This is a genomic window from Pedobacter sp. GR22-6, from assembly GCF_037402555.1.
In the GTDB taxonomy this organism is placed as follows: Bacteria; Bacteroidota; Bacteroidia; order Sphingobacteriales; family Sphingobacteriaceae; genus Pedobacter.
Window position 1 is genome coordinate 292,060 of sequence record NZ_JBBEUC010000006.1, and the last position, 18,958, is coordinate 311,017.

Genomic DNA, 18,958 nt, shown 5'->3' on the forward strand with positions numbered 1-18,958 from the left:
CACGTTTCTTAAAGGACACTTCATCATGAACAAAAAGCATGATACGCCGGCACTAAGGCCTTGGCAGCGTTTGGTCGGTATTTTACATTACGAACGTTCGACCATTAATTATATATTTTTGTACGCGATCTTTATAGGTTTATTGGGACTTACGCTGCCACTTGGTACCACTGCCATTTTTAATTTGCTGAGTAATGGCTCCATGTACAGCTCTACTTATATTCTGATTGCCGTAGTGCTGATTGGAATCCTCGTTGGCGGGTTACTCCTCATAGGGCAATTCACATTGGTAGAACTGGTCGAACAAAAGATTTTTGCGCGCGCGGCACTGGAATTTGCTTACAGATTGCCAAGGGTTAAAAAATCGGAATTGGTAGGAGAACATCCACCTGAACTGGTGAACCGATTTTTCGACATCTTGACGATTCAGAAAGGACTCACCAAATTATTGGTAGAAATTGTTTCAGCGGCGGTGTTGATCTTCTTCAGTGCAATTTTGCTTTCCTTTTATCATCCGGTATATATGGCTTTTGGGATTTTCATTGTCTTGGTGTTGGCACTTGTCTTGGCACTTTATTATAAAGATGCGGTAAAGACCAGCATTAAGGAATCCTCACATAAATACCAAATGGTAGCCTACCTGGAAGAAGTGGCGGGTAGTCTGGACGAGTATAGGGGCAACCGTGATAAGATGAAGGAAGCCATGGAGATGACTGATGAGATCACATCCAAATACCTAAAGTCCCGGACCAACCATTTCCGTGTATTACGGAAGTTTTTTGCCAGCTCTATCATCATTAGGGCGATCCTAATGGGGGCGTTGCTACTTATGGGGTCTTATTTTGTGATCGATCGTCAGATGACCTTTGGTCAGTTTGTGGCAGCAGAGGTGATCATCGTGCAGATCAGCTACGCTGTAGAAAAGTTGATGGCGAATATGAACACAGTGTTTGATATGGTCACCGGCGCAGAGAAGTTGGCCGTATTTACAGATTTGGAGTTGATCGGAGAGGAGGAAAAAAATGGCTAATCTTCAAGAATCAAACCATCAGGAGAACTGGGAAAATCTTTCCCAGAAAACGAATGATTCGCTCATTCGTGTGAGAAAAGTACTCACGCTGTCCCGCATCATCCTCATTGTTTTCCTTGTCCTATTGGTATTCTTGTTCCTGCCATGGCGACAAACCATTCCAGGCCGTGGAACAGTTACTGCCCTTCGACCACAGGACAGGCCACAGACGGTTCAGAACCAGATTGGTGGCCGTATAGAGCGCTGGTATGTGAGCGAAGGACAGGAAGTAAAAAAAGGCGATACGATACTGTTGATTTCAGAAATCAGCCAACCTTATTTCGATCCGGAACTACCCCAACGTTTGCAGGAGCAATTGCAGGCCAAACAAAGCAGCGAGGCAGCCGCCAGACAAAAAATGCGGGCTACAGAAGCACAGATGTCGGCTTTGGATCGTGGTCTGAATTACCAATTGATATCCGCTGAAAATAAGGTGAAGCAAAGCATCAACTATGTAAAAAGTGATAGTGCAGATCTGGAAGCCGTTCGCCAATTCTACAAGATCAGTCAGCAACGCCTGGAGCGTTATGAACAGGGCTACAAGGATGGTTTGTTTTCACTAACAGATATAGAAACCAGGCGACTGAATGTTCAGAATGACAATGCAAAGCTGATTGCACAGGAGAATAAACTAAATACTTCGCGGCAGTCGTTGCTGAATGCACAGATCGAATTGGACAACATTAGGGTCAAATATCAGGAATCGGTGGCTAAGGCGCAGTCGGATATGGGTACCGCAATTTCCGGACAGGCTACTGCGCAAGGTGATATTGCCAAGTTGCGCAACGAGATAGCCAATATTGATTTTAGGTTAGGTCTGTACGTAGTGCGTGCCCCGCAGGATGGTTACGTCATCAAAACCCTAAAAGCAGGTATCGGAGAAAACATTAAAGAAGGCGAGTCGGTAGCTACCCTGCAGCCGAAAGAGCCGTTGGTAGCAGCTGAGATTTATGTAGATGCGATGGATGTTCCGTTGATCGGGGATCGGAGTGAGGTACGTCTACAGTTTGAAGGCTGGCCTTCGGTACAGTTTTCCGGCTGGCCATCAGTCGCGGTTGGAACCTTTGCGGGGCGTGTATTTTCTATAGACAGGGTGAGTAGTCCAAACGGAAGTTACCGTGTGCTGGTAAAACAGATGGTTCCCGTTCCCGCTGCAGATGAGCCCTGGCCGGTGCAGTTGCGTCAGGGATCAGGTGTTTATGGACGGGTAATCCTTAATTCTGTGCCTATATGGTACGAAATCTGGCGACAGTTGAATGGTTTCCCACCGAGTTTGGAAAGGGAGCCTAAAGGAGATGGTGAGAAAGCTAAATAGGGGAGGAACTTTGAAAAAGAACATTTGGTTACTATTCTTCCTGCTGCTGTCCGTAAGGCTACATGCGCAGGAAGCTAGAGATTCGGTTGCAGTATTTGAACTGACTGACCTCGAAGACATTGTCTTCAAGAATCACCCGATTGTTAAACAAGCTGCATTGCTCAGCGAATCTGCCAGGGCTAACGTGATGCAGTCGTTAGGCTATTTTGATCCTGCGCTAAAGGCAGGTTTCGGTAGTAAGGTTTTTGGGGAAAAGACCTATTATAACCGCTGGACAAGTGAACTGAAGATCCCGCTGTGGCTTGCCGGGGCGGATCTGAAAATAGGTTATGACAGAGGGGTGGGTGAATACGTGAATCCGGAATACCAAACTTCCACAGCAGGTCTTACTGGTATTGGCTTGAGTATCCCGCTGGGTCAGGGCTTATTAATTGATTCGAGGCGCAACACCTTGCGACAGGCAAAAGTAATGCTTGGTTATGCTGAGGCTGAACGGCTGAAGCAGATCAATGCAATTTGGTATGATATCGTTAAGGACTACTGGAACTGGTACTTTTCTTATCAGCAATATGAGCTCATCAGGGAAGGTCTGCAACTTGCGGACGCACGTTTTAAGGCCATCAGCAGACAAACGCTGCTTGGCGACAAAGCAGGTATTGATTCTGTAGAAGCGGCCATTACTGTCCAAGACCGCTTGATCCAATTCGAAAAGATGAAAATTGAACTGCTCAATATGCGACTTGTCTTGTCCAATCACCTTTGGGATGAGACAGGTAAACCTTTGGAGTTACCAGAATTTGCCCGTCCTCCGCAGATGGCTCAGTTACAACCGCAACCCCAAAAGCAAATGCTGGATACCTTATTGGGATTTGCAGCGGAGCAACATCCGGAACTCCTGAAAATCAGGACTAAAGCAGATCAGCTTTCAATAGAACGTGCTTATCGTGCAGAGTTGATGAAACCAAAGATCAATTTAAGCGGGTCGTTGTTGTCGAGACGCAGGGACTTTAGTTCTAATATTCCAGAATATTACGATTTCAATAGCGGGAATTATAAGGTGGGTGTAGAGTTCGCCTTCCCCTTATTTTTGAGGTCAGAACGGGGAAAGCTTAGGGAGGTCAAGATCAAGCAGCAGGAGTTGGCCTACGATCTGCAGCAATCTGGTCGGGAAATCCGAAATGCTGTGATTTCGAGCTATAATAGCCTGGGGGCCTATCATACGCAGTTGGAGGTACAGACAAGAAGCATCGCCAATCAACAGCTGTTGCTAAATGGGGAGAATGCTAAATTCGGTCTCGGGGAGAGCACGCTCTTTTTAATCAACAGCAGGGAAACTAAACTGATCGAAATGAAGATCAAGAGGCAGGAGATGATTGCGGCTTACCAAAAGACATTGGCGGAATTATATTATAAAGCGGGGACAAGGAGGGATTAGCTAATGCTAATGTCAACTAAAAATATTAATTGTTAGAGATGCACCTAAACTACTTCTCTCCTCATCTCTTACTAATGGTCACTTTTTTAAGCTTGCCTTCAGGGCTTTTCAGGGTCAGTTTAGCTTCGCTCAGTCCCTCATATTGCTTCGATTTTAAGATGAAATCGCAGGCCGAGATATTTGTGTAGTCGACATCGTTTATAGCAAGTAACTGATCGTTAATACTCACTTTGCTTCTTAGCTGCTCATCCCAAATGATGCCAATGACGACCTTATTATTTTGGGGGATAAACGCAATAGGGAATGACTTTGTAGCAGCATCATTTTTGGCTTTGAAAGGCTCAAAATAGAATTTTTTATGCATGTAATCTACTGTAACCACTCCATATTTTAACAATTCAGTTCCGACAATTGAATCGTCACTTATAACAGTTTGGGCTGTAATGTTATTCAACACAGTTCCGTTGATATTTAAGCCTGGGATTTGCAATAGATATTGTGTGGTATCACCTCCAGGTCCATGTATGCCAAAGGCGTTATTGCCTACTGACTTCGCCTGGAGGTTGAAAATTGGTTCCTTTTCACAAAAGGCATAATGTGCTAAAGCGATATCCATGAGTTTTGGACTGCCAGTGTCAAAAAGCAAGGGAATATTGGCAGTGGTGGTGTTGAGGATGGTCGATTCAAATATGGGAGAGCTCTGTGGTTTGGTTAGAAATAAGTCAGATGCATGCTGATTGTTCAGCTTTAAGGTTTCAACCTGATCTGTGATCACTATTTTTTGAGTGTTTGATGAGATTTGTAAAATAGAATTTCTGAGCATGTTGCTGCCGATGAAGCCGTCGACACCTAAGCACTCGAAAATAAACTGTTCTTTTGGAACTACAGTGGGAATGTCATTAAAAATCACATTACCTATGCTGATACCGCTTAAGCTAACGACACTTAGACTATCCACCTTGTTGCTGATATCCCATATCGGCATTTTGGTGATGAGCGGTGGATTTAGTTCATTTAACAAAGCCTGGGAAATGGCATTAGGAGCGCCAGTATCCAGCACAAAGCGATATTCCTTGCCACGAATAGTCGCTTTCAAGATTATCTTCCCAACAACGTTTTCATAGTCGACCTTGGTAAAATAATTTTGCTGACTTGTGCCGCCATGATTCACTGTAAAGCTATCCTGGGCATGGGAAATACTGCCAATCATATTGAGCAGTGCAAGTATGCAGCATATCTTCAAGGATTTGAGTAGTCGTTTCATAAGAGGCCAATTTGGTTTTGTTATTGCAATATAAAAAAAAGAGCAGATGGCCGGTAAGTTAATTTGTGTTAAAGCCCATTAATTTTCATCGATAAAGACATACCTTTCGATATTAATCGCTTAATATGTTCAAATCTAAATGCTTATCCTACATCGCTTGTATAGCTTGTTTATCTTTTCAGAGCTTTGCTCAGGAATATAATGCCGAAATTATCGCCAATCTAAACAAAGTCATACAGCCCATCCAAAGCCTTAGTGGCGATACGACTTTTACAGATATCAGTTTTCTGAAGGAAAAATTGAAAAATAAGGAAATCATAGCTTTAGGTGAGGTGACGCATGGCAGTGCAGAGGTCTTTAATTATAAAGATCGACTAGTAAGGTTCTTGGTGAGTCATATGGGATATAAAGCTATCGCCTTTGAAAGCGACTATTTTGCGATGGCCTATATGGATGATTACATCTGCGGTAAAGCTGATAGCATTACCTATGTAGCAGGCACGGCAATCATGAGGAGTAATCCATCGATGATTGAATGGTTAAGGCAGTACAATACGGGTAAACCCGAAGGCCATAAAGTACACATTTATGGCCTTGAGAGTAGAAATTACACGAACATATTCAAACAACTGTTGGCCCAGATTCCTATGCTCGACAAGACAGACCGCGGATTGATGGAGGCTTACCTCTCAAAACCTTTTGGAAGTCCTTTAAGTAAGCAGGACAAGAAAGATTTTCGATCGATGATCGTAAAATCTGAGCTTAAGCCTTTGTCTGACATCAATAAGCATTATTTGAATATGCTTAGCCAACTGCTTAGTTATGAAGACGGCCGCTCCGTTCGCGACAAGTACATGGCAGTCAATGCAATGTGGCTGAAAGAACGCACAAAAGGCGAGAAGTTAATTGTATGGGCACACAATGGTCATGTGGCTAAAATGGAGCTCTATGGTTACCCAACGCTTGGTACGCATCTTGATAAAAAGTATGGGTCAAAATATACGGTGATTGGTACCGATTTTAACTCGGGAAAGGCTTGGGTTAATGTGTTTGTGGCAAAGAACAAACCATTGGAGGGATTCCAATCTTTTTATTTTCCTCCGGTAAGGTCTGCAGACTGGTATGAGTATTTCTTTGCACAGTGCCGATTCAAGAACTTTATTTTAGATACTGAAGAAACTGGAAAAGAGAAGTTGCTAAATCAGTTTCTAATCCGACCACGTAACATGAGGTCTATTGGCGCACTGAGTTCACCTGAAGGTAAAAAACTATCGATTGCAAGGAATTTCGACTTTATAGTATACCTTGATGAGACGACAAGCATATAAAGTTCCGGGCTAAAATTACGCGAATATTCCTATATTCAGGATTCGGAATTTAATGCAGGAAAACGCTGATAAGCCATCAAATGAAAAAACTAGTATACTTCTTTATATTTACATCCCTTTCCATCCAGGGCTCCGCCCAGTTGAAACCTAAAATGTATTTTACAGATACCTCCTCCAGTGAAATCAGGATTGCCAAAGATCCTGTAGTGCTGAAGTTTAACGGACGATATCTAATGTACTACTCTAAACAGCGGTTTCAAAACACCAAAGATGGAATGCAGGGCTGGAATATCGGCATTGCAGAAAGCAAAGACCTGTATAACTGGAAAAAGATTGCAGAAATTAATCCTGAAGCCAACTATGAACAACGGGGCTTATGTGCTCCCGGCGCTATGGTGAAGGATGGCAAAGTGCATCTTTTTTACCAAACCTACGGGAACGGACCAAAAGATGCGATCTGTCATGCCTGGTCTTCGGATGGTATCTCATTTACTAGAAACGCATCAAACCCAATATTTTCGCCAAATGGATCCTGGACGAATGGACGTGCCATAGACGCCGAGATTTACTTCTATAAGAAACAGTATTTCCTGTATTTCGCTACACGCGACGCGGCTGGAAAAATTCAAAAACAGGGTGTGGCTGTTGCATCTGCCGGCACCGATTTTAAACGTGAGGACTGGAAACAGGCGACCAACGAAGCTATTTTGGCTCCGGCTCTGGGCTGGGAAGGTGACTGTATAGAAGGGGCAAGCATCATCCGAAGGAATAATAAGCTATACATGTTTTACGCTGGGAATTACAACAACATGCCACAGCAAATCGGTGTAGCCGAAAGTAAGGATGGCATCCTATGGAAAAGACTTTCTGATCTGCCCTTTTTGAAGAACGGCGCGGCGGGGACCTGGAACTCGAGTGAATCTGGCCATCCCGGTATCTTTGAAGATGAAAATGGTCAGACCTATTTATTTTATCAGGGAAATGACAACAAAGGAAAAACCTGGTATTTGTCCAATGTAAAGATTGGCTGGAAGAAATCCGGCCCGTATGTTTTGCCGGATTAACTAGTTAATGCCTTCAAACTATTAAGAGATTACATCAGCTTATTAGTTTATACTTCTCTGCCGATGAGTCCGATGCAAGCTGTCATCAAATAGAAGTATGGTTTAGTTTAGCGACCAAATAAAGGCTTTTTCTTTGGTGGCGCGAAAAATGGTGTTGTGTTGTTCTTTAGGTTCGGGAGCATACTTCCATTGGAGATTACTGTTCTTGACTGTTTTCAATATCTTGGCAAGATGATCTGTGTTTTTATAAATATCTTTGGCATCTGATCCGGCAAACCAGAATCTTTTTGGAACAGTAAAAGAGGTGTTGAGCTGATGCTTCGCTATTTTCAGCAATCCCTCGTTATTCCACCATAGTGACGGATCAAATGCGATGTAATAGGTGAACATCTCCGGATGTAGTAAGAAGGTTTCTGTGACAAAAAGCCCGGCTAATGACTCACCTAAAATTCCTTTCTCAGTATTTGTTCGGTAACGTTTACTGATCTCTTGAAATAATTCGTCTTTTATGAACGTCCTGAATTGGGCTGAGCCACCCACCACTGGTGCAATTTCTTTATCCTTCTTAATTTCTGTGGGACCGGTGAGATCCCTTCTACGCTGTGTATTTTCAATACCAACCAGAATGAAGGGTTTGATCTTGTTAGTTCTTATCAATTCGGCGATAGTATTTGCAATGTGAGGAAAATCTTCTTTGATCCCACCATCCGGCATATAGAGTACTGGATAGTCCTCGTCGTTCAATTTATAATTTTCTGGTAACCAAACATTTATCAACCTAAGCTCACCAAGCGTTTTAGATTGAATTTTAAATGTGTCATGAGCCGGAATGAGATCTGCATCTTGCGCAATGGCGGAGTAATTGATTAAGGAGATGGCGAGGTACAATAGGACAGATGGAATTCGTTTCATGGGAAGCTCCGAAGATTTATAGATGCTAATCTACGGCTTTATTGGAATATATCCCCGGTGTGCAGGTAAGGAAGATGAAATTTTGGAAGTGAAAATAGCACGGGTTTGAAAAACCCATGCTAAATTGCTTCAATCGTGTCAATTAACCAACCATTAGTTTTGAGGTGATTGCGATTCTATTCCAGGCATTGATGGTGACAATTGCCATAATGATTTGCGCCAATTCTTGTTCGCTAAATAGGCCTGCTGCTCTATCATAAATTTCATCAGAAACATGGTTACCGATTAAGGTTACTTGTTCGGTTAATGCTAATACTACTTCTTCCCTTTCTGTAAACAATGTGGTTTCCCTCCATGCATTCAGGAGGTATAGGCGTTGTTCTGTTTCACCAATTTTACGCGCATCTATTGAGTGCATATTCAAGCAAAAGGCACAACCGTTGATTTGGGAAGCCCTCATCTTAATGAGTTCTAAAAGAATTGGATCTAATTTACTTGTTGACAGGTATTTTTCTAAACCAAACATGGCTTGATATGCGGCTGGTTCTACTTGTTGGATATTGATTCTATTTTCCATTTTTGTTGTTTTTTGATTACGATGTAAAGGTCTACAACAGACGGCTCAAAAAACTTAATCTAGTTTAAGAAAAAAAAGTTCCTAAAACGGGAAGCTATTTCTTTGCCCTGATTTTACTTAAAAACTCCGGGGTGAAACCTAAATAGGAGGCAAGCATGTATTGCGGGACACGCTGCACAAATTCCGGAAACAATTTATTGAAATTGATATATCTTTCTTCTGCAGTTTGGCTGTAAAGGTATTTGATCCTTATTTGTGAAGCCTGATGTAATTTCTGAAAAATCATTCTAAAGTATTTTTCAAGTTTCGGCAATTTAAGAAACAGCTCGTCATAGTGACGCTGTTCGATGATGATCACTTCCGTTTGCTCAGCAGCTTGAATGTAGAAATCTGACGGTCTTTGCGACAGAAAGCTGGTCAGGTCTGATATCCACCAGTTTTCGATTGCAAATTGTGTAGTTTGCTCGGCACCCTTGATATCAATAAAATAGAGTCGCAGGCAACCTTTTACCACAAAATAATTTGCCCGGCAGGTTTGTCCTGCCTCAAGCAAATAGGCTTTTTTCTTATAGGAAGCTGGTTGAACCAAAGTGGCAAGAAGCTCATGCTCTTCAATACTCAAATTGGTGAATCTATCAATGTGATTATAAAGTGCGTGATACATTATTTATTAATTAGACTGAAATAGTAGACAACAAATTAATGAATTTTTTATAAATATTCTGCGCGAACGTTCAGCAATATTAATTTACACGACACTATTGATTTTTATAAGTTAATTATATAAGTTTGGTAAAAATTAACTGAAGCAATCATATTGTACATGGGATTTACCGAAGCAGATGTTCAGGTATTATTTTCAACTTATAAAGCGGCTTTTTCCGGTACTATTCTCCGACATCTAAATGGTAATATGGTATCTTGTGAAAGAATACTGTCTTCAGCGCTTTTCCAAATGAAAAAGGAAAAGGCGGAATACAAATCGGAACAATGCACGGGCTATGTCTGGATGCTACGTATTGTAATGCGTCAGATCAATGCTTTCCAGGACCAGCAGTAACATTAATCGCTTTCCAACTCCCTAATCAAAGCAAGGGCATCTTCAACATATTGACTCGGAACATCAATAGAAACGGGATTAAAACCGCCGGCTGAGACTGCAAAAGGCTCAATGCTTCCCATTAATCCATTTTTCAGGAAAACAGGAATCTCGTGCTCCTCTAACAGTTGCTGGATCAAGGAGGCTTGAAGAAAATCTCCGCTGTATACTTCTTTGAAACTCGGTTCTACTTGGTTGCTCATATGCTTTTTAATTTTTGGAAGCTCAATTGAATTGTTTTCTGCAATATAAGGAAAAAGCATTACAGTCTCACATTGTTGTTCCACTGGTCAAAGCGCATTTCTTGTCCTATGGCAATTTTTTATTCCGGAGAAGTTGTTAAATTAGATTTGTAAATAAACCATAAAAATCACCAAACAAAAAAAGATATGAAAATCGTTAAAACCATTCTGTTTTCGCTATTCGCGTTGTTATTCATCAATGCTGGACTGGATAAGTTTTTCCATTACATGCCAATGCCTACAAATATTCCAGTCGAACAGGGAAAAGACTTTGCGGCATTTACAGAAATCTCCTGGTTAATGCCTTTAGTTGGCTTTGCGGAGCTAGTCGGAGGTATATTGATAATCATTCCAAGGTTCAGGGCCTTAGGTGTGTTGGTGATTTTTCCAGTCTTGATAGGTATTACTTTAATTGCTTGCACGGTAGCTCAGGAAATGATATTCCTTCCAATAGTACTTCTGATAATATTGATCTGGATGATCTTTGATAACAAACAAAAGTTTCTTCCATTAGTAAAGTAACTCCGTTGAAAAACACCAAGATATTCCAGACAGCCTTCGCCGGTGTATATCCACATTATGTGGTCAAAGTGGAAAAGAAAGGCCGTACGAAGGAGGAGCTGCACGAAATTATATATTGGCTCACAGGCTATAACGAACAGGCCCTGTCAGAGATTTTGGAAAATCGAACCGATTTTGAGACTTTTTTCGCGAAAGCCCCTTTGTTGAATCCAAATGTAGATAAAATCACAGGCTTGATCTGCGGCTATAGGGTAGAGGATATCGAAGATCCGCTGATGCAGCAAATCCGTTACCTGGACAAGCTAGTCGATGAATTGGCTAAAGGCAAGTTGATGGACAAGATTCTTAGGAAGTAAAGTAGGAATACCTTCTTATCCTCAATTAAGCTACGCATTACCTCAATTAGACTACGTACACTTAGTGCCGGTTGGCAAACTTTGCAGTATCAGAAATATAATTTATAAAACATGATACAGCAAAAAGATAATACTAAAGTCTGGTTCATTACGGGAACCTCCAGAGGATTTGGCCGTGTATGGACCGAAGCAGCACTAAAACGCGGCGATAAAGTAGCCGCGACGGCACGTAATCTCGACAGTATTGCAGACTTCAAAGAAAACTACGGAGAGAATGTACTGACCATTGAACTTGATGTCACCAAACCAGCGCAGGTCAACTCAGCGATGAACCAGGCATTTGATTACTTTGGAAAACTAGATATCGTACTGAATAATGCAGGCTATGCATTGGTAGGCACTATTGAAGAAACTAAAGCAGATGATGTAAAGGCACTTTATGAAACAAATGTTTTTGGACCATTGGCGGTAATTCAGGCTGCATTGCCTTTATTGAGAAAACAGGGATTTGGACATATCATCGGTACTTCAAGTAATTTAGGACAGGTGACCTTACCCGTTATCGGTTACTACTGCTCATCGAAATGGGCATTCGAAGCGATTCATGAAAGTTTGGCCGCAGAAGTGGCTGCTTTTGGAATTAGGGTGACCATGATAGAACCAGGTGCTTACGCTACTGAATTCGGGAGTCAGGAATCGCTGAAAGCTGCTGAGGGCATGGATATCTATGCCGATTTTAAGGCTGAATTTGTAAAAGGCCTTGGAACTATGGACCGGGGCAATCCACATGCCACACCCGAGGCACTCTTTCAGGTGGTAGACTCTGAAAATCCACCGTTGAGGTTCTTCCTGGGTGACCAGTGTTTACCATGGGTACGCAAGGACTTTGCAGAACGGATGGCTACCTGGGAAGCATGGGAGTCTGTCTCCAATTCAGCTCAAAGTAAATTAGTGTAAAAAACAAACGGGGTACCCGATATTAATTGTAATATCGGGTACCCTTATATTTCAGAACTATAATCGTCAAACAGCTACAGATGAAAAACGAAGAAGATGGCTTTCTAAGATTCAAATCCTTGTCGGACGCACACCGTATTTTTGGTTTACCTCAGCCTAAACATCCACTGATCAGCCTGCTGCATCCCGACACACCATTAAGAACAGATGACCTCCCTAGTGCGCATGTGCTCAGTTTCTATAAAATAGCTTACAAACCCAGGCTCAGCGGCAAACTGAAATATGGTCAGCATTATTACGACTTTGGTGAAGGAGGATTACTGTTTGCAGCACCCAATCAGATCATCGGCAATCATGACAACGACGGAATTTGCTCCGAATATACGCTCCTGATCCATCCTGATTTTCTTTTGAATTATCCACTCGCCCGGAAAGTGAAACAATACGGTTTCTTTTCTTATTCCGCGAATGAGGCGTTGCACCTTTCTGATGAAGAGAAGACAACCATACTTTCTATTTTCAGCATGATTGAAAATGAATTAGACAGCAGGATCGATGACTTTAGTCAAGATGTGGTGATTTCCCAAATTGACCTTCTGCTGAACTACGCAAATCGATTTTACAAACGCCAGTTCATCACCAGAAAAGCAGTGAACAATGATCTGTTAGTGCAACTTGACGAACTTCTTGACGACTATTTTGATAAGGAAACTTCGCTAAAACTGGGACTACCGACGGTACATTATCTCGCTGATCGCTTAGCCTTGTCGCCCAGTTATCTTAGTGACATGCTCCGGTCACTTACAGGACAAAATGCACAGCAGCACATCCATTATAAATTGATTGAAAAGGCCAAGGAAAAACTGTCAGTCAGCAGCTTATCAATTAGCGAAGTAGCCTATGGACTTGGCTTTGAGCACCCGCAGTCATTTAGTAAGCTGTTTAAGACAAAGACAAACTTAACTCCCATGGAATTCCGGCAACAGTTTAATTAAGGGCTCAAAAATTCCTGTTCTGCTCCAATCATTTTTGTATATTCGAGCATGAACGCTACATTATTAAACACCTTCGTATTTATTGCCCTAACCTGCTTTGCGTCTTGTCAGAGCAACCTACAGCACAGGTCTGAAGTCCTTGATACCATTGTAAAAGACACCCCTTCGGATAAGGCAGCAAATATAGTCGAAGTAGATGAAGTGAAGCCCTTTACGGACTTTATGCCATTTTGGGAGTACTATTCTTATAAGATAAAGCTCAACGAGGATTTCATCGCCTATGATCACAACCACAACAGAATTTCGAAATTACAATTCTTAAAAACATTGGCTACAGGCAAATATCAGCCGATCCTGATCAATCCTGCAGACTCCATCCGCTATCAACTGAAAACCAGTCCTGTGGCGGCACCGCCAGAAATCAGTACCTATATGAAAATGTTTGCTGAACAGGAGATCACGTTTTATGGGATGGAGCGTAAGGCAGCGCCCCAATTCAACTTTACTACTTTAGGGGGCGAAAAATACAACAGTGAAAATACAAAGGGCAAAATTGTACTTCTCAAATGCTGGTTTATCTCCTGCGTACCCTGTGTAAAAGAAATGCCGGAACTGAATGAGCTGGTAAACAGCTATCGGGATAGGGAGGACATCCTGTTCATCAGCCTCGCCCTGGATAAACCTGCTGCACTGCAGGCGTTTCTAAAGAAGACTAAATTTGATTATCAAACCGTGGGAAGTCAAGGGGAATACATCAGCAAGCAGCTGCACATAAATGCTTTTCCCACCCATGTTTTGATTGACCAGGAGGGGAAAGTGGTGAAAGTGACAAATAGTGCTGCACAATTGAAAACTTTTCTGAACCGGATTGATCCGGCCCAAAACAAACTTTAATTTCAATTCCGCTGGTTTGACTATCCGCTTACCCGCTATTGACGGCAATATTACGGCATATTTACGACAAAGCCCAAACGGCGATTTAATTGAATGGTTCTTGCGATATATTTGAACAACAACAACTCTAATACTATAACTTAATCAACATGAAGTCTACATTCCTGCTTTCACTGATATTGCTCTCCAGCATTTGTTTTGCTCAAAGCCAAAATACATTTTTACTCAAAGGCAATCTTAAAAATTTCGATAAAGATTTCTTCGAAGTAACCGTGGGCGGCTTCTTTAACAGTTCTACACTTGCTGTCAAAGTAGATAAGAAAGGAAACTTTTCTAAAGCTTGTACTATTGATGGTTTACAAGATATCTATATTGAAATCGGGGAGGATTACAAACACCTCTTCGCGGCGGCGGGTGATACGATTATCCTCAACTGGAGTCCATCGACGTTTGGCGTCGGTACTCTCTCAAAAAGCCGAACCCAGGAACTCAGTCTAGTATTGAAATTGGCTGAAGGGTCTGACGAAAGTGTACAGGTGCTTAATAAAAAACTGTATGAAAAGGGAACAGCCGACTCAGTTAAATTCAGCATGATCAATGATCTGTATAACGCTGAATTGCGTTTCATGGAGAAATTTCCACTAACTAATTATAGTTTAAAAATTTACGCTGACCTGTATTTCAAGTATGCATCAATGATGAGGAGCCATAAGCTACTGAACAGCTACAAATTGAAAAACACTAACGCAGATAGCCCCCTGATCCAATTCTCTTTCCTAAGCACCACGTTGTTGTCAGAGCAATTATTCAAACAATCAGAGACCTATCGCGACTTCATATTTGACCAAACCCGCTTTTGCTCCCCTTTCAATTCATACATATTGGAAGCCAATAACCGTTCATCTTCCAACTTTACAGAAAAAGATTATTATGCAGGCAAAGCGTTTTTACCGATCACTTCTATCAGGGACTGGTTCCTCACTAAGGCAATTATGAATGGCTTTGAACATTATAACTTTAAAGATGCAAAAGCGGTATATGATGATTTTATTTTGACCAGCAATACGCCTGCTTACACGGATACACTAAAAGCTTTTTATATAAACATAGCCAAATTGGCCCTCGGTCAGCCAGCACATCAATTTACATTAAAGGACGAGAATGGCAATGCCGTTTCCCTTACTGACCTGAAAGGCAAGGTGGTTTTCATCGATTTCTGGGGAGTGTATTGTGGCCCATGTATTGGAGACATTAAGGATAATGGTGCTAAATTTCATGAGAAATACAAAGATAAAGCTGTGGTATTCCTGAACATCTGCGTGGATGTCGCATCCAAAGAATGGAAGAAAGCCATTAAGGACCTGAAATTAGAAGGTAGAAACCTGCTTGCTGAGGGATGGACGAACAATCAGGTTTGTAAAGACTACGCCATCAATGCCATTCCGCATTACGTACTGATCGATCATGAAGGAAACATCGTTAATAATAATGCACCGGGTATGGGTGAACTGTTAGGGAATGAGGAAAACATACTTGACAGGGCGATTTCAACAGTTAAATAACTGAGTTAATACCCGTAACCAATATACAAGGAAGGGTGCTCCCCTGAATAAATTATGCTTAGGAATTATCGCTTTTCAAATAGCTCTTCAACAACTGAACCAAGTATACATCTGGTTTTGGCATAATGATGATGGTACCTGGCTCTTTGTCCTGAGACTGCTTGATGTAATTGGCTTTGATCTTTCCCCAGTCTTTGGAGTATAACTGGATAAAGGTATCTACAAATTGTTTATCGGTATATTCTTTTGGAAGCTTGCTCAGCACAGCTGCGATCTTTTCTTCTTTCTTATGCAATACTGCCATAATGGTATTTTTAAAATTGAGCTGCGAAATTACGTAAAAATACCTGTATTTTGCTCAATAATTCCAAAGCATGCAAGTCAAACTACATAGACACTACCGTATAGCGGCATACCTGGTTTTCTTTTCCTCTGTGATGATCCTTGGCAATTACCTTTTACATCAGGGCAAGAGCATAGGCAATAACCCAACATTTGGATTGGAAAGCGCTTTACTAATGGCAATTATCGGTTATTTCATCATGCTGGGCAAAGACTGGTCTAAATTCGTACTGAGCTTCATCGCTACCATCAGCCTGTTTTCGTTGGTCAATTTGTCCGGAGAGTTTGAGCACTTTCCGTTATTTGTAATACTGAATGTCACCTCCATTGCTGCGCAACTATTGGCTGATGTGTTTCTGTTTATGGTACCTAAATCACAGCAATAGGCTTCTTTTTGAGTATTTATGTTTATATTTAAACAATGCTCGAAGAATTGTTTAGGTGGACTTTCGCAAGCTGGTACCAGGCTTTTATCGCTTTATGGATCTTTTTTAACCTGTTGTACTGGTCGGTCACACTCCTGGGACAGTGGTTGTTCAAACTACTTGCCAAGCGGAACAACCTGCTGATGGTAGATAATCACCACCGCTATCCAGGCCAGCTTAAAAAGGAAATCTGGCAATCCATGCGCTCTATCTTTGTTTTTAGTTTACAGGGCATATTGATTCAGCAGGGCTTGCAATATGGAATTTTTCAAATCAGCTATGAATTGAGCTGGTGGGTAATCCCTCAGATCATACTGCTGTTCTTCTGGAACGAAATACATTTCTATGCCTGTCATGTGTTGCTGCACAGGCCTTTCTTGATCAAGCACGTTCACTGGGTGCATCACCATTCCAAAGAACCAACGGTATTCTCAACATTCAGCTTTCATTGGATGGAGGCTTTTCTATTAGGTACAGTCATTTTCTTCCCCTTGTTGGTTTATCCATTTCAAGCAACTGCAATTTTATCACTACCAGTCATGAGTCTGCTCATCAATTTACTTGGACATTGCAATTACGATTTATTCAGTAAACATCAACCCGAGCACTTGCTTAAATTTTCCTATCGCCATAGTATGCACCATAAAAAAGGGCGCGGCAATATGGGATTTTTGTTACCTTGGTTGGACAACCTATTTAAAACATCAGTAAAATCATCTCAATGAATAAAGTATTTATGACCGCGACCGGAAGCTTCTTCCCCAACGCTCCGGTGGGAAATGACGAAATGGAAACTTTCCTGGGTCTGTTCAATGGGCAAGCTTCTAGAACCCGGCCCATTTTTCTGAGAAAGAACGGGATCAAAACCCGGTATTATGCCCTGGATACATCCCAACAGAGCACGCACAAAGCCTATGATATGGCTGCAGAAGCGATACGTAACTGTCTATCAGGAAGCAATATTAATCCTGCTGAGGTAGAATTTCTCAGTACTGCTACGACACAAAGTGACCTTCCGGTACCCGGATTCGCAAGTATGGTACATGCTGCAAGCGGCTTGGGTAGGTGTGGCATTGCTTCTCATCAAAGTGTCTGTGCAGCAAGCATGATGGCCATACAGAATGCTTTTCATCAGTTAAAAGCTGGTACTGTTCGTAACGCGGTTTGCTGTGCAGCGGAACTTCCCAGCCGCATGTTCAAGGCCGACAGATTCGCGGGACAGGCTGCGTTTGAGGGTCTTGACAATCTGCCAATAGAAATTGATTTCCTGCGCTGGATGCTGAGTGATGGGGCAGGAGCAATGTTGCTACAAAATGAACCGTCTGGAAAAGGTGTGTCCCTCGAGATTGACTGGATTGACTTGAAATCTTATGCACATGAACATGAGCTCTGCATGTACACCGGAACCAATAAGGACGCGAATGGCAATGTACCCAAGACCTGGTTGGATTATGCTACCATTTCTGAGGCCAATGCTGCAGGCGCGTTGAACCTAAAACAGGATATGAGTCTTGTAGACAATATTGTTAAGCTAGGCATACAGCGGTTCTTTGAACTGATCGACGAAAGTAAAATTGAAGTTGCGGAGATCGACTGGCTGGTCTGCCATTATTCTTCTCATCATTTCAAACCTCAGATCGTAGAACTGCTAAAGCAAGGCGGTGTAGAGATCCCAGAGGAACGATGGTTCAGTAATCTCTATACAGTGGGCAATATTGGCTCGGCCTCCATATTTGTGATGCTGGACGAACTGATTAAAAGCGGAAAACTAAAAGCAGGTCAGCGCATACTTTGCATGGTTCCGGAAAGCGGCCGCTTCATCACGGGGTATATGATGTTATCCGTCACTGAACATTCTGACAACGCATTTAACTTCATTGCAGAAGACATTGCTGCGATCAGGGCACCGGAGATCCGGGTGCAGGAGAAGCCAGTACAGGAATGGCTCGTGAGACAGTTGACTGGTGTATGGTTTGATTTCGAACGTAACCTTCAGAATGTGCCCATTGTAAAAAAGATATTTAAAGGAACGCTTTCTCTGGAGGAATATAAAAGACTGTTGGTCAACCTTCGTCAACAGGTGATAGATGGCTCCCAGTGGATAGCCAGAGCTGCATCCAATGTAAGTATGGAGCACTTCCCGGTACGTTCTGCCTTTATCCGGCATTCTTCAGATGAGCATCGGGATTACCAGATGCTTGAAAAGAATTACATCAATTGCGGCGGAAAGGAAGTGGAAATACTTACCGGGATCAAGAATATTGGTAGTGAAGCGCTAAGCGCATATATGTTCCACAGGGCCAGCCAGCCAAATCCATTTGACTTGCTCGGCGGGATGTTTATCATCGAAGGTCTTGGCAACAGGGTGTCTGGCAAGTGGGGCCGGGCAATCCAGCAACAGCTGGGATTAGATAAAGATCAGGTATCTTTCTTTATCTATCACGAAAGCAGCGATAGTAACGACAACCATTTTGAGCGATTTGAACAAGCCATACAGTCTGACCTGCTCAGTAAAGAAATGGCAGAAAAAATAGTAAAAACTGCTAAAGTGGTAGCCAAGCTCTACACCCTACAATTAGAAGAACTAGATAATTTTTAAG

The 18,958-nt window shown here is 42.1% G+C and carries 21 protein-coding genes; 15 read left to right on the forward strand and 6 right to left on the reverse strand.

Features of this window, described 5'->3' with window-relative positions; all coding sequences use genetic code 11:
• Positions 1-25 precede the first annotated feature (25 nt).
• The 3 genes from WAE59_RS23810 to WAE59_RS23820 are packed head-to-tail and all read left to right on the forward strand — an operon-like array spanning position 26 to position 3,819.
• The gene (locus tag WAE59_RS23810; RefSeq protein ID WP_337858503.1) at positions 26-1,030 is read left to right on the forward strand and encodes an ABC transporter transmembrane domain-containing protein; all 1,005 of its coding nucleotides are present in this window, start codon (positions 26-28) and stop codon (positions 1,028-1,030) included.
• Positions 1,023-2,384, forward strand: coding sequence for an HlyD family secretion protein (locus WAE59_RS23815; protein WP_337858504.1), 1,362 nt, complete (start codon positions 1,023-1,025; stop codon positions 2,382-2,384). The genes WAE59_RS23810 and WAE59_RS23815 overlap by 8 nt, the downstream gene beginning before the upstream one ends.
• A 10-nt stretch (positions 2,385-2,394) precedes the next feature.
• Entirely contained in the window at positions 2,395-3,819 is a 1,425-nt protein-coding gene (locus WAE59_RS23820; protein ID WP_337858505.1) for a TolC family protein, read from the forward strand.
• A 61-nt stretch (positions 3,820-3,880) separates the two neighbouring features.
• On the opposite strand, the gene WAE59_RS23825 is transcribed toward WAE59_RS23820, so the two are convergent.
• Complete coding sequence (locus WAE59_RS23825) at positions 3,881-5,083, reverse strand: retropepsin-like aspartic protease (protein WP_337858506.1); 1,203 nt, start codon at positions 5,081-5,083, stop codon at positions 3,881-3,883.
• 125 nt (positions 5,084-5,208) lie between these two features.
• On the opposite strand from WAE59_RS23825, the gene WAE59_RS23830 reads away from it, so the two are divergent.
• Together WAE59_RS23830 and WAE59_RS23835 are read left to right on the forward strand one after the other, a co-directional pair.
• Positions 5,209-6,411, forward strand: coding sequence for an erythromycin esterase family protein (locus WAE59_RS23830; RefSeq protein WP_337858507.1), 1,203 nt, complete (start codon positions 5,209-5,211; stop codon positions 6,409-6,411).
• A gap of 80 nt (positions 6,412-6,491) precedes the next feature.
• Positions 6,492-7,475 (forward strand): family 43 glycosylhydrolase, encoded by a 984-nt coding sequence (locus WAE59_RS23835; protein ID WP_337858508.1) that lies wholly within the window; start codon positions 6,492-6,494, stop codon positions 7,473-7,475.
• A gap of 102 nt (positions 7,476-7,577) precedes the next feature.
• Here WAE59_RS23835 and WAE59_RS23840 read toward each other — a convergent pair whose 3' ends face one another.
• The 3 genes from WAE59_RS23840 to WAE59_RS23850 form a co-directional block, all read right to left on the reverse strand.
• Complete coding sequence (locus WAE59_RS23840) at positions 7,578-8,387, reverse strand: alpha/beta hydrolase (protein ID WP_337858509.1); 810 nt, start codon at positions 8,385-8,387, stop codon at positions 7,578-7,580.
• Between the two features lie 142 nt (positions 8,388-8,529).
• Entirely contained in the window at positions 8,530-8,964 is a 435-nt protein-coding gene (locus WAE59_RS23845; protein WP_337858510.1) for a carboxymuconolactone decarboxylase family protein, read from the reverse strand.
• A 94-nt stretch (positions 8,965-9,058) separates the two neighbouring features.
• Positions 9,059-9,628, reverse strand: coding sequence for a Crp/Fnr family transcriptional regulator (locus WAE59_RS23850; RefSeq protein WP_337858511.1), 570 nt, complete (start codon positions 9,626-9,628; stop codon positions 9,059-9,061).
• A 159-nt stretch (positions 9,629-9,787) separates the two neighbouring features.
• Between WAE59_RS23850 and WAE59_RS23855 the strand changes: the two genes are divergently transcribed.
• Positions 9,788-10,024, forward strand: coding sequence for a hypothetical protein (locus WAE59_RS23855; protein WP_337858512.1), 237 nt, complete (start codon positions 9,788-9,790; stop codon positions 10,022-10,024).
• Between the two features lie 2 nt (positions 10,025-10,026).
• On the opposite strand, the gene WAE59_RS23860 is transcribed toward WAE59_RS23855, so the two are convergent.
• Positions 10,027-10,266 (reverse strand): putative signal transducing protein, encoded by a 240-nt coding sequence (locus WAE59_RS23860; protein WP_337858513.1) that lies wholly within the window; start codon positions 10,264-10,266, stop codon positions 10,027-10,029.
• A 186-nt stretch (positions 10,267-10,452) separates the two neighbouring features.
• Between WAE59_RS23860 and WAE59_RS23865 the strand changes: the two genes are divergently transcribed.
• The 6 genes from WAE59_RS23865 (at position 10,453) to WAE59_RS23890 (ending at position 15,591) form a co-directional block, all read left to right on the forward strand.
• Positions 10,453-10,827, forward strand: a complete 375-nt coding sequence (locus tag WAE59_RS23865) for a DoxX family membrane protein (RefSeq protein WP_337858514.1) — start codon at positions 10,453-10,455, stop codon at positions 10,825-10,827.
• A gap of 5 nt (positions 10,828-10,832) precedes the next feature.
• Positions 10,833-11,183 (forward strand): DUF2200 domain-containing protein, encoded by a 351-nt coding sequence (locus tag WAE59_RS23870; RefSeq protein ID WP_337858515.1) that lies wholly within the window; start codon positions 10,833-10,835, stop codon positions 11,181-11,183.
• A 111-nt stretch (positions 11,184-11,294) separates the two neighbouring features.
• Positions 11,295-12,140, forward strand: a complete 846-nt coding sequence (locus tag WAE59_RS23875) for an SDR family NAD(P)-dependent oxidoreductase (RefSeq protein WP_337858516.1) — start codon at positions 11,295-11,297, stop codon at positions 12,138-12,140.
• An 80-nt stretch (positions 12,141-12,220) separates the two neighbouring features.
• A complete protein-coding gene (locus WAE59_RS23880) occupies positions 12,221-13,135 on the forward strand; it encodes a helix-turn-helix domain-containing protein (RefSeq protein ID WP_337858517.1) in 915 nt (304 codons plus the stop codon).
• A gap of 48 nt (positions 13,136-13,183) precedes the next feature.
• On the forward strand, positions 13,184-14,029 hold the full coding sequence (locus WAE59_RS23885) for a TlpA family protein disulfide reductase (RefSeq protein ID WP_337858518.1): 846 nt from the start codon (positions 13,184-13,186) through the stop codon (positions 14,027-14,029).
• A gap of 149 nt (positions 14,030-14,178) precedes the next feature.
• A complete protein-coding gene (locus WAE59_RS23890) occupies positions 14,179-15,591 on the forward strand; it encodes a TlpA family protein disulfide reductase (protein WP_337858519.1) in 1,413 nt (470 codons plus the stop codon).
• A 58-nt stretch (positions 15,592-15,649) separates the two neighbouring features.
• On the opposite strand, the gene WAE59_RS23895 is transcribed toward WAE59_RS23890, so the two are convergent.
• On the reverse strand, positions 15,650-15,895 hold the full coding sequence (locus WAE59_RS23895) for a hypothetical protein (protein WP_337858520.1): 246 nt from the start codon (positions 15,893-15,895) through the stop codon (positions 15,650-15,652).
• A 70-nt stretch (positions 15,896-15,965) separates the two neighbouring features.
• Here WAE59_RS23895 and WAE59_RS23900 point away from each other — a divergent pair, with 70 nt between their 5' ends.
• Genes WAE59_RS23900 through WAE59_RS23910 form a run of 3 tightly spaced genes read left to right on the forward strand, consistent with a single transcriptional unit; the run spans position 15,966 to position 18,957 of the window.
• On the forward strand, positions 15,966-16,319 hold the full coding sequence (locus WAE59_RS23900; protein WP_337858521.1) for a hypothetical protein: 354 nt from the start codon (positions 15,966-15,968) through the stop codon (positions 16,317-16,319).
• A gap of 35 nt (positions 16,320-16,354) precedes the next feature.
• The gene (locus tag WAE59_RS23905; protein WP_337858522.1) at positions 16,355-17,083 is read left to right on the forward strand and encodes a sterol desaturase family protein; all 729 of its coding nucleotides are present in this window, start codon (positions 16,355-16,357) and stop codon (positions 17,081-17,083) included.
• Positions 17,080-18,957: a beta-ketoacyl-ACP synthase III gene (locus WAE59_RS23910; RefSeq protein WP_337858523.1), complete on the forward strand. Its 1,878-nt coding sequence runs from the start codon at positions 17,080-17,082 to the stop codon at positions 18,955-18,957. The genes WAE59_RS23905 and WAE59_RS23910 overlap by 4 nt, the downstream gene beginning before the upstream one ends.
• Position 18,958 lies beyond the last annotated feature (1 nt).

What these genes read in the sequence shown, in the direction of transcription:
- WAE59_RS23810 (WP_337858503.1), top strand. Translation starts at nt 26, where the DNA reads ATGAACAAAAAGCATGATACGCCGGCACTAAGGCCTTGGCAGCGTTTG.
- WAE59_RS23815 (WP_337858504.1), top strand. Translation starts at nt 1,023, where the DNA reads ATGGCTAATCTTCAAGAATCAAACCATCAGGAGAACTGGGAAAATCTT.
- WAE59_RS23825 (WP_337858506.1), bottom strand. Translation starts at nt 5,083, where the DNA reads ATGAAACGACTACTCAAATCCTTGAAGATATGCTGCATACTTGCACTG.
- WAE59_RS23830 (WP_337858507.1), top strand. Translation starts at nt 5,209, where the DNA reads ATGTTCAAATCTAAATGCTTATCCTACATCGCTTGTATAGCTTGTTTA.
- WAE59_RS23835 (WP_337858508.1), top strand. Translation starts at nt 6,492, where the DNA reads ATGAAAAAACTAGTATACTTCTTTATATTTACATCCCTTTCCATCCAG.
- WAE59_RS23840 (WP_337858509.1), bottom strand. Translation starts at nt 8,387, where the DNA reads ATGAAACGAATTCCATCTGTCCTATTGTACCTCGCCATCTCCTTAATC.
- WAE59_RS23845 (WP_337858510.1), bottom strand. Translation starts at nt 8,964, where the DNA reads ATGGAAAATAGAATCAATATCCAACAAGTAGAACCAGCCGCATATCAA.
- WAE59_RS23850 (WP_337858511.1), bottom strand. Translation starts at nt 9,628, where the DNA reads ATGTATCACGCACTTTATAATCACATTGATAGATTCACCAATTTGAGT.
- WAE59_RS23855 (WP_337858512.1), top strand. Translation starts at nt 9,788, where the DNA reads ATGGGATTTACCGAAGCAGATGTTCAGGTATTATTTTCAACTTATAAA.
- WAE59_RS23860 (WP_337858513.1), bottom strand. Translation starts at nt 10,266, where the DNA reads ATGAGCAACCAAGTAGAACCGAGTTTCAAAGAAGTATACAGCGGAGAT.
- WAE59_RS23865 (WP_337858514.1), top strand. Translation starts at nt 10,453, where the DNA reads ATGAAAATCGTTAAAACCATTCTGTTTTCGCTATTCGCGTTGTTATTC.
- WAE59_RS23875 (WP_337858516.1), top strand. Translation starts at nt 11,295, where the DNA reads ATGATACAGCAAAAAGATAATACTAAAGTCTGGTTCATTACGGGAACC.
- WAE59_RS23880 (WP_337858517.1), top strand. Translation starts at nt 12,221, where the DNA reads ATGAAAAACGAAGAAGATGGCTTTCTAAGATTCAAATCCTTGTCGGAC.
- WAE59_RS23885 (WP_337858518.1), top strand. Translation starts at nt 13,184, where the DNA reads ATGAACGCTACATTATTAAACACCTTCGTATTTATTGCCCTAACCTGC.
- WAE59_RS23890 (WP_337858519.1), top strand. Translation starts at nt 14,179, where the DNA reads ATGAAGTCTACATTCCTGCTTTCACTGATATTGCTCTCCAGCATTTGT.
- WAE59_RS23895 (WP_337858520.1), bottom strand. Translation starts at nt 15,895, where the DNA reads ATGGCAGTATTGCATAAGAAAGAAGAAAAGATCGCAGCTGTGCTGAGC.
- WAE59_RS23900 (WP_337858521.1), top strand. Translation starts at nt 15,966, where the DNA reads ATGCAAGTCAAACTACATAGACACTACCGTATAGCGGCATACCTGGTT.
- WAE59_RS23905 (WP_337858522.1), top strand. Translation starts at nt 16,355, where the DNA reads ATGCTCGAAGAATTGTTTAGGTGGACTTTCGCAAGCTGGTACCAGGCT.
- WAE59_RS23910 (WP_337858523.1), top strand. Translation starts at nt 17,080, where the DNA reads ATGAATAAAGTATTTATGACCGCGACCGGAAGCTTCTTCCCCAACGCT.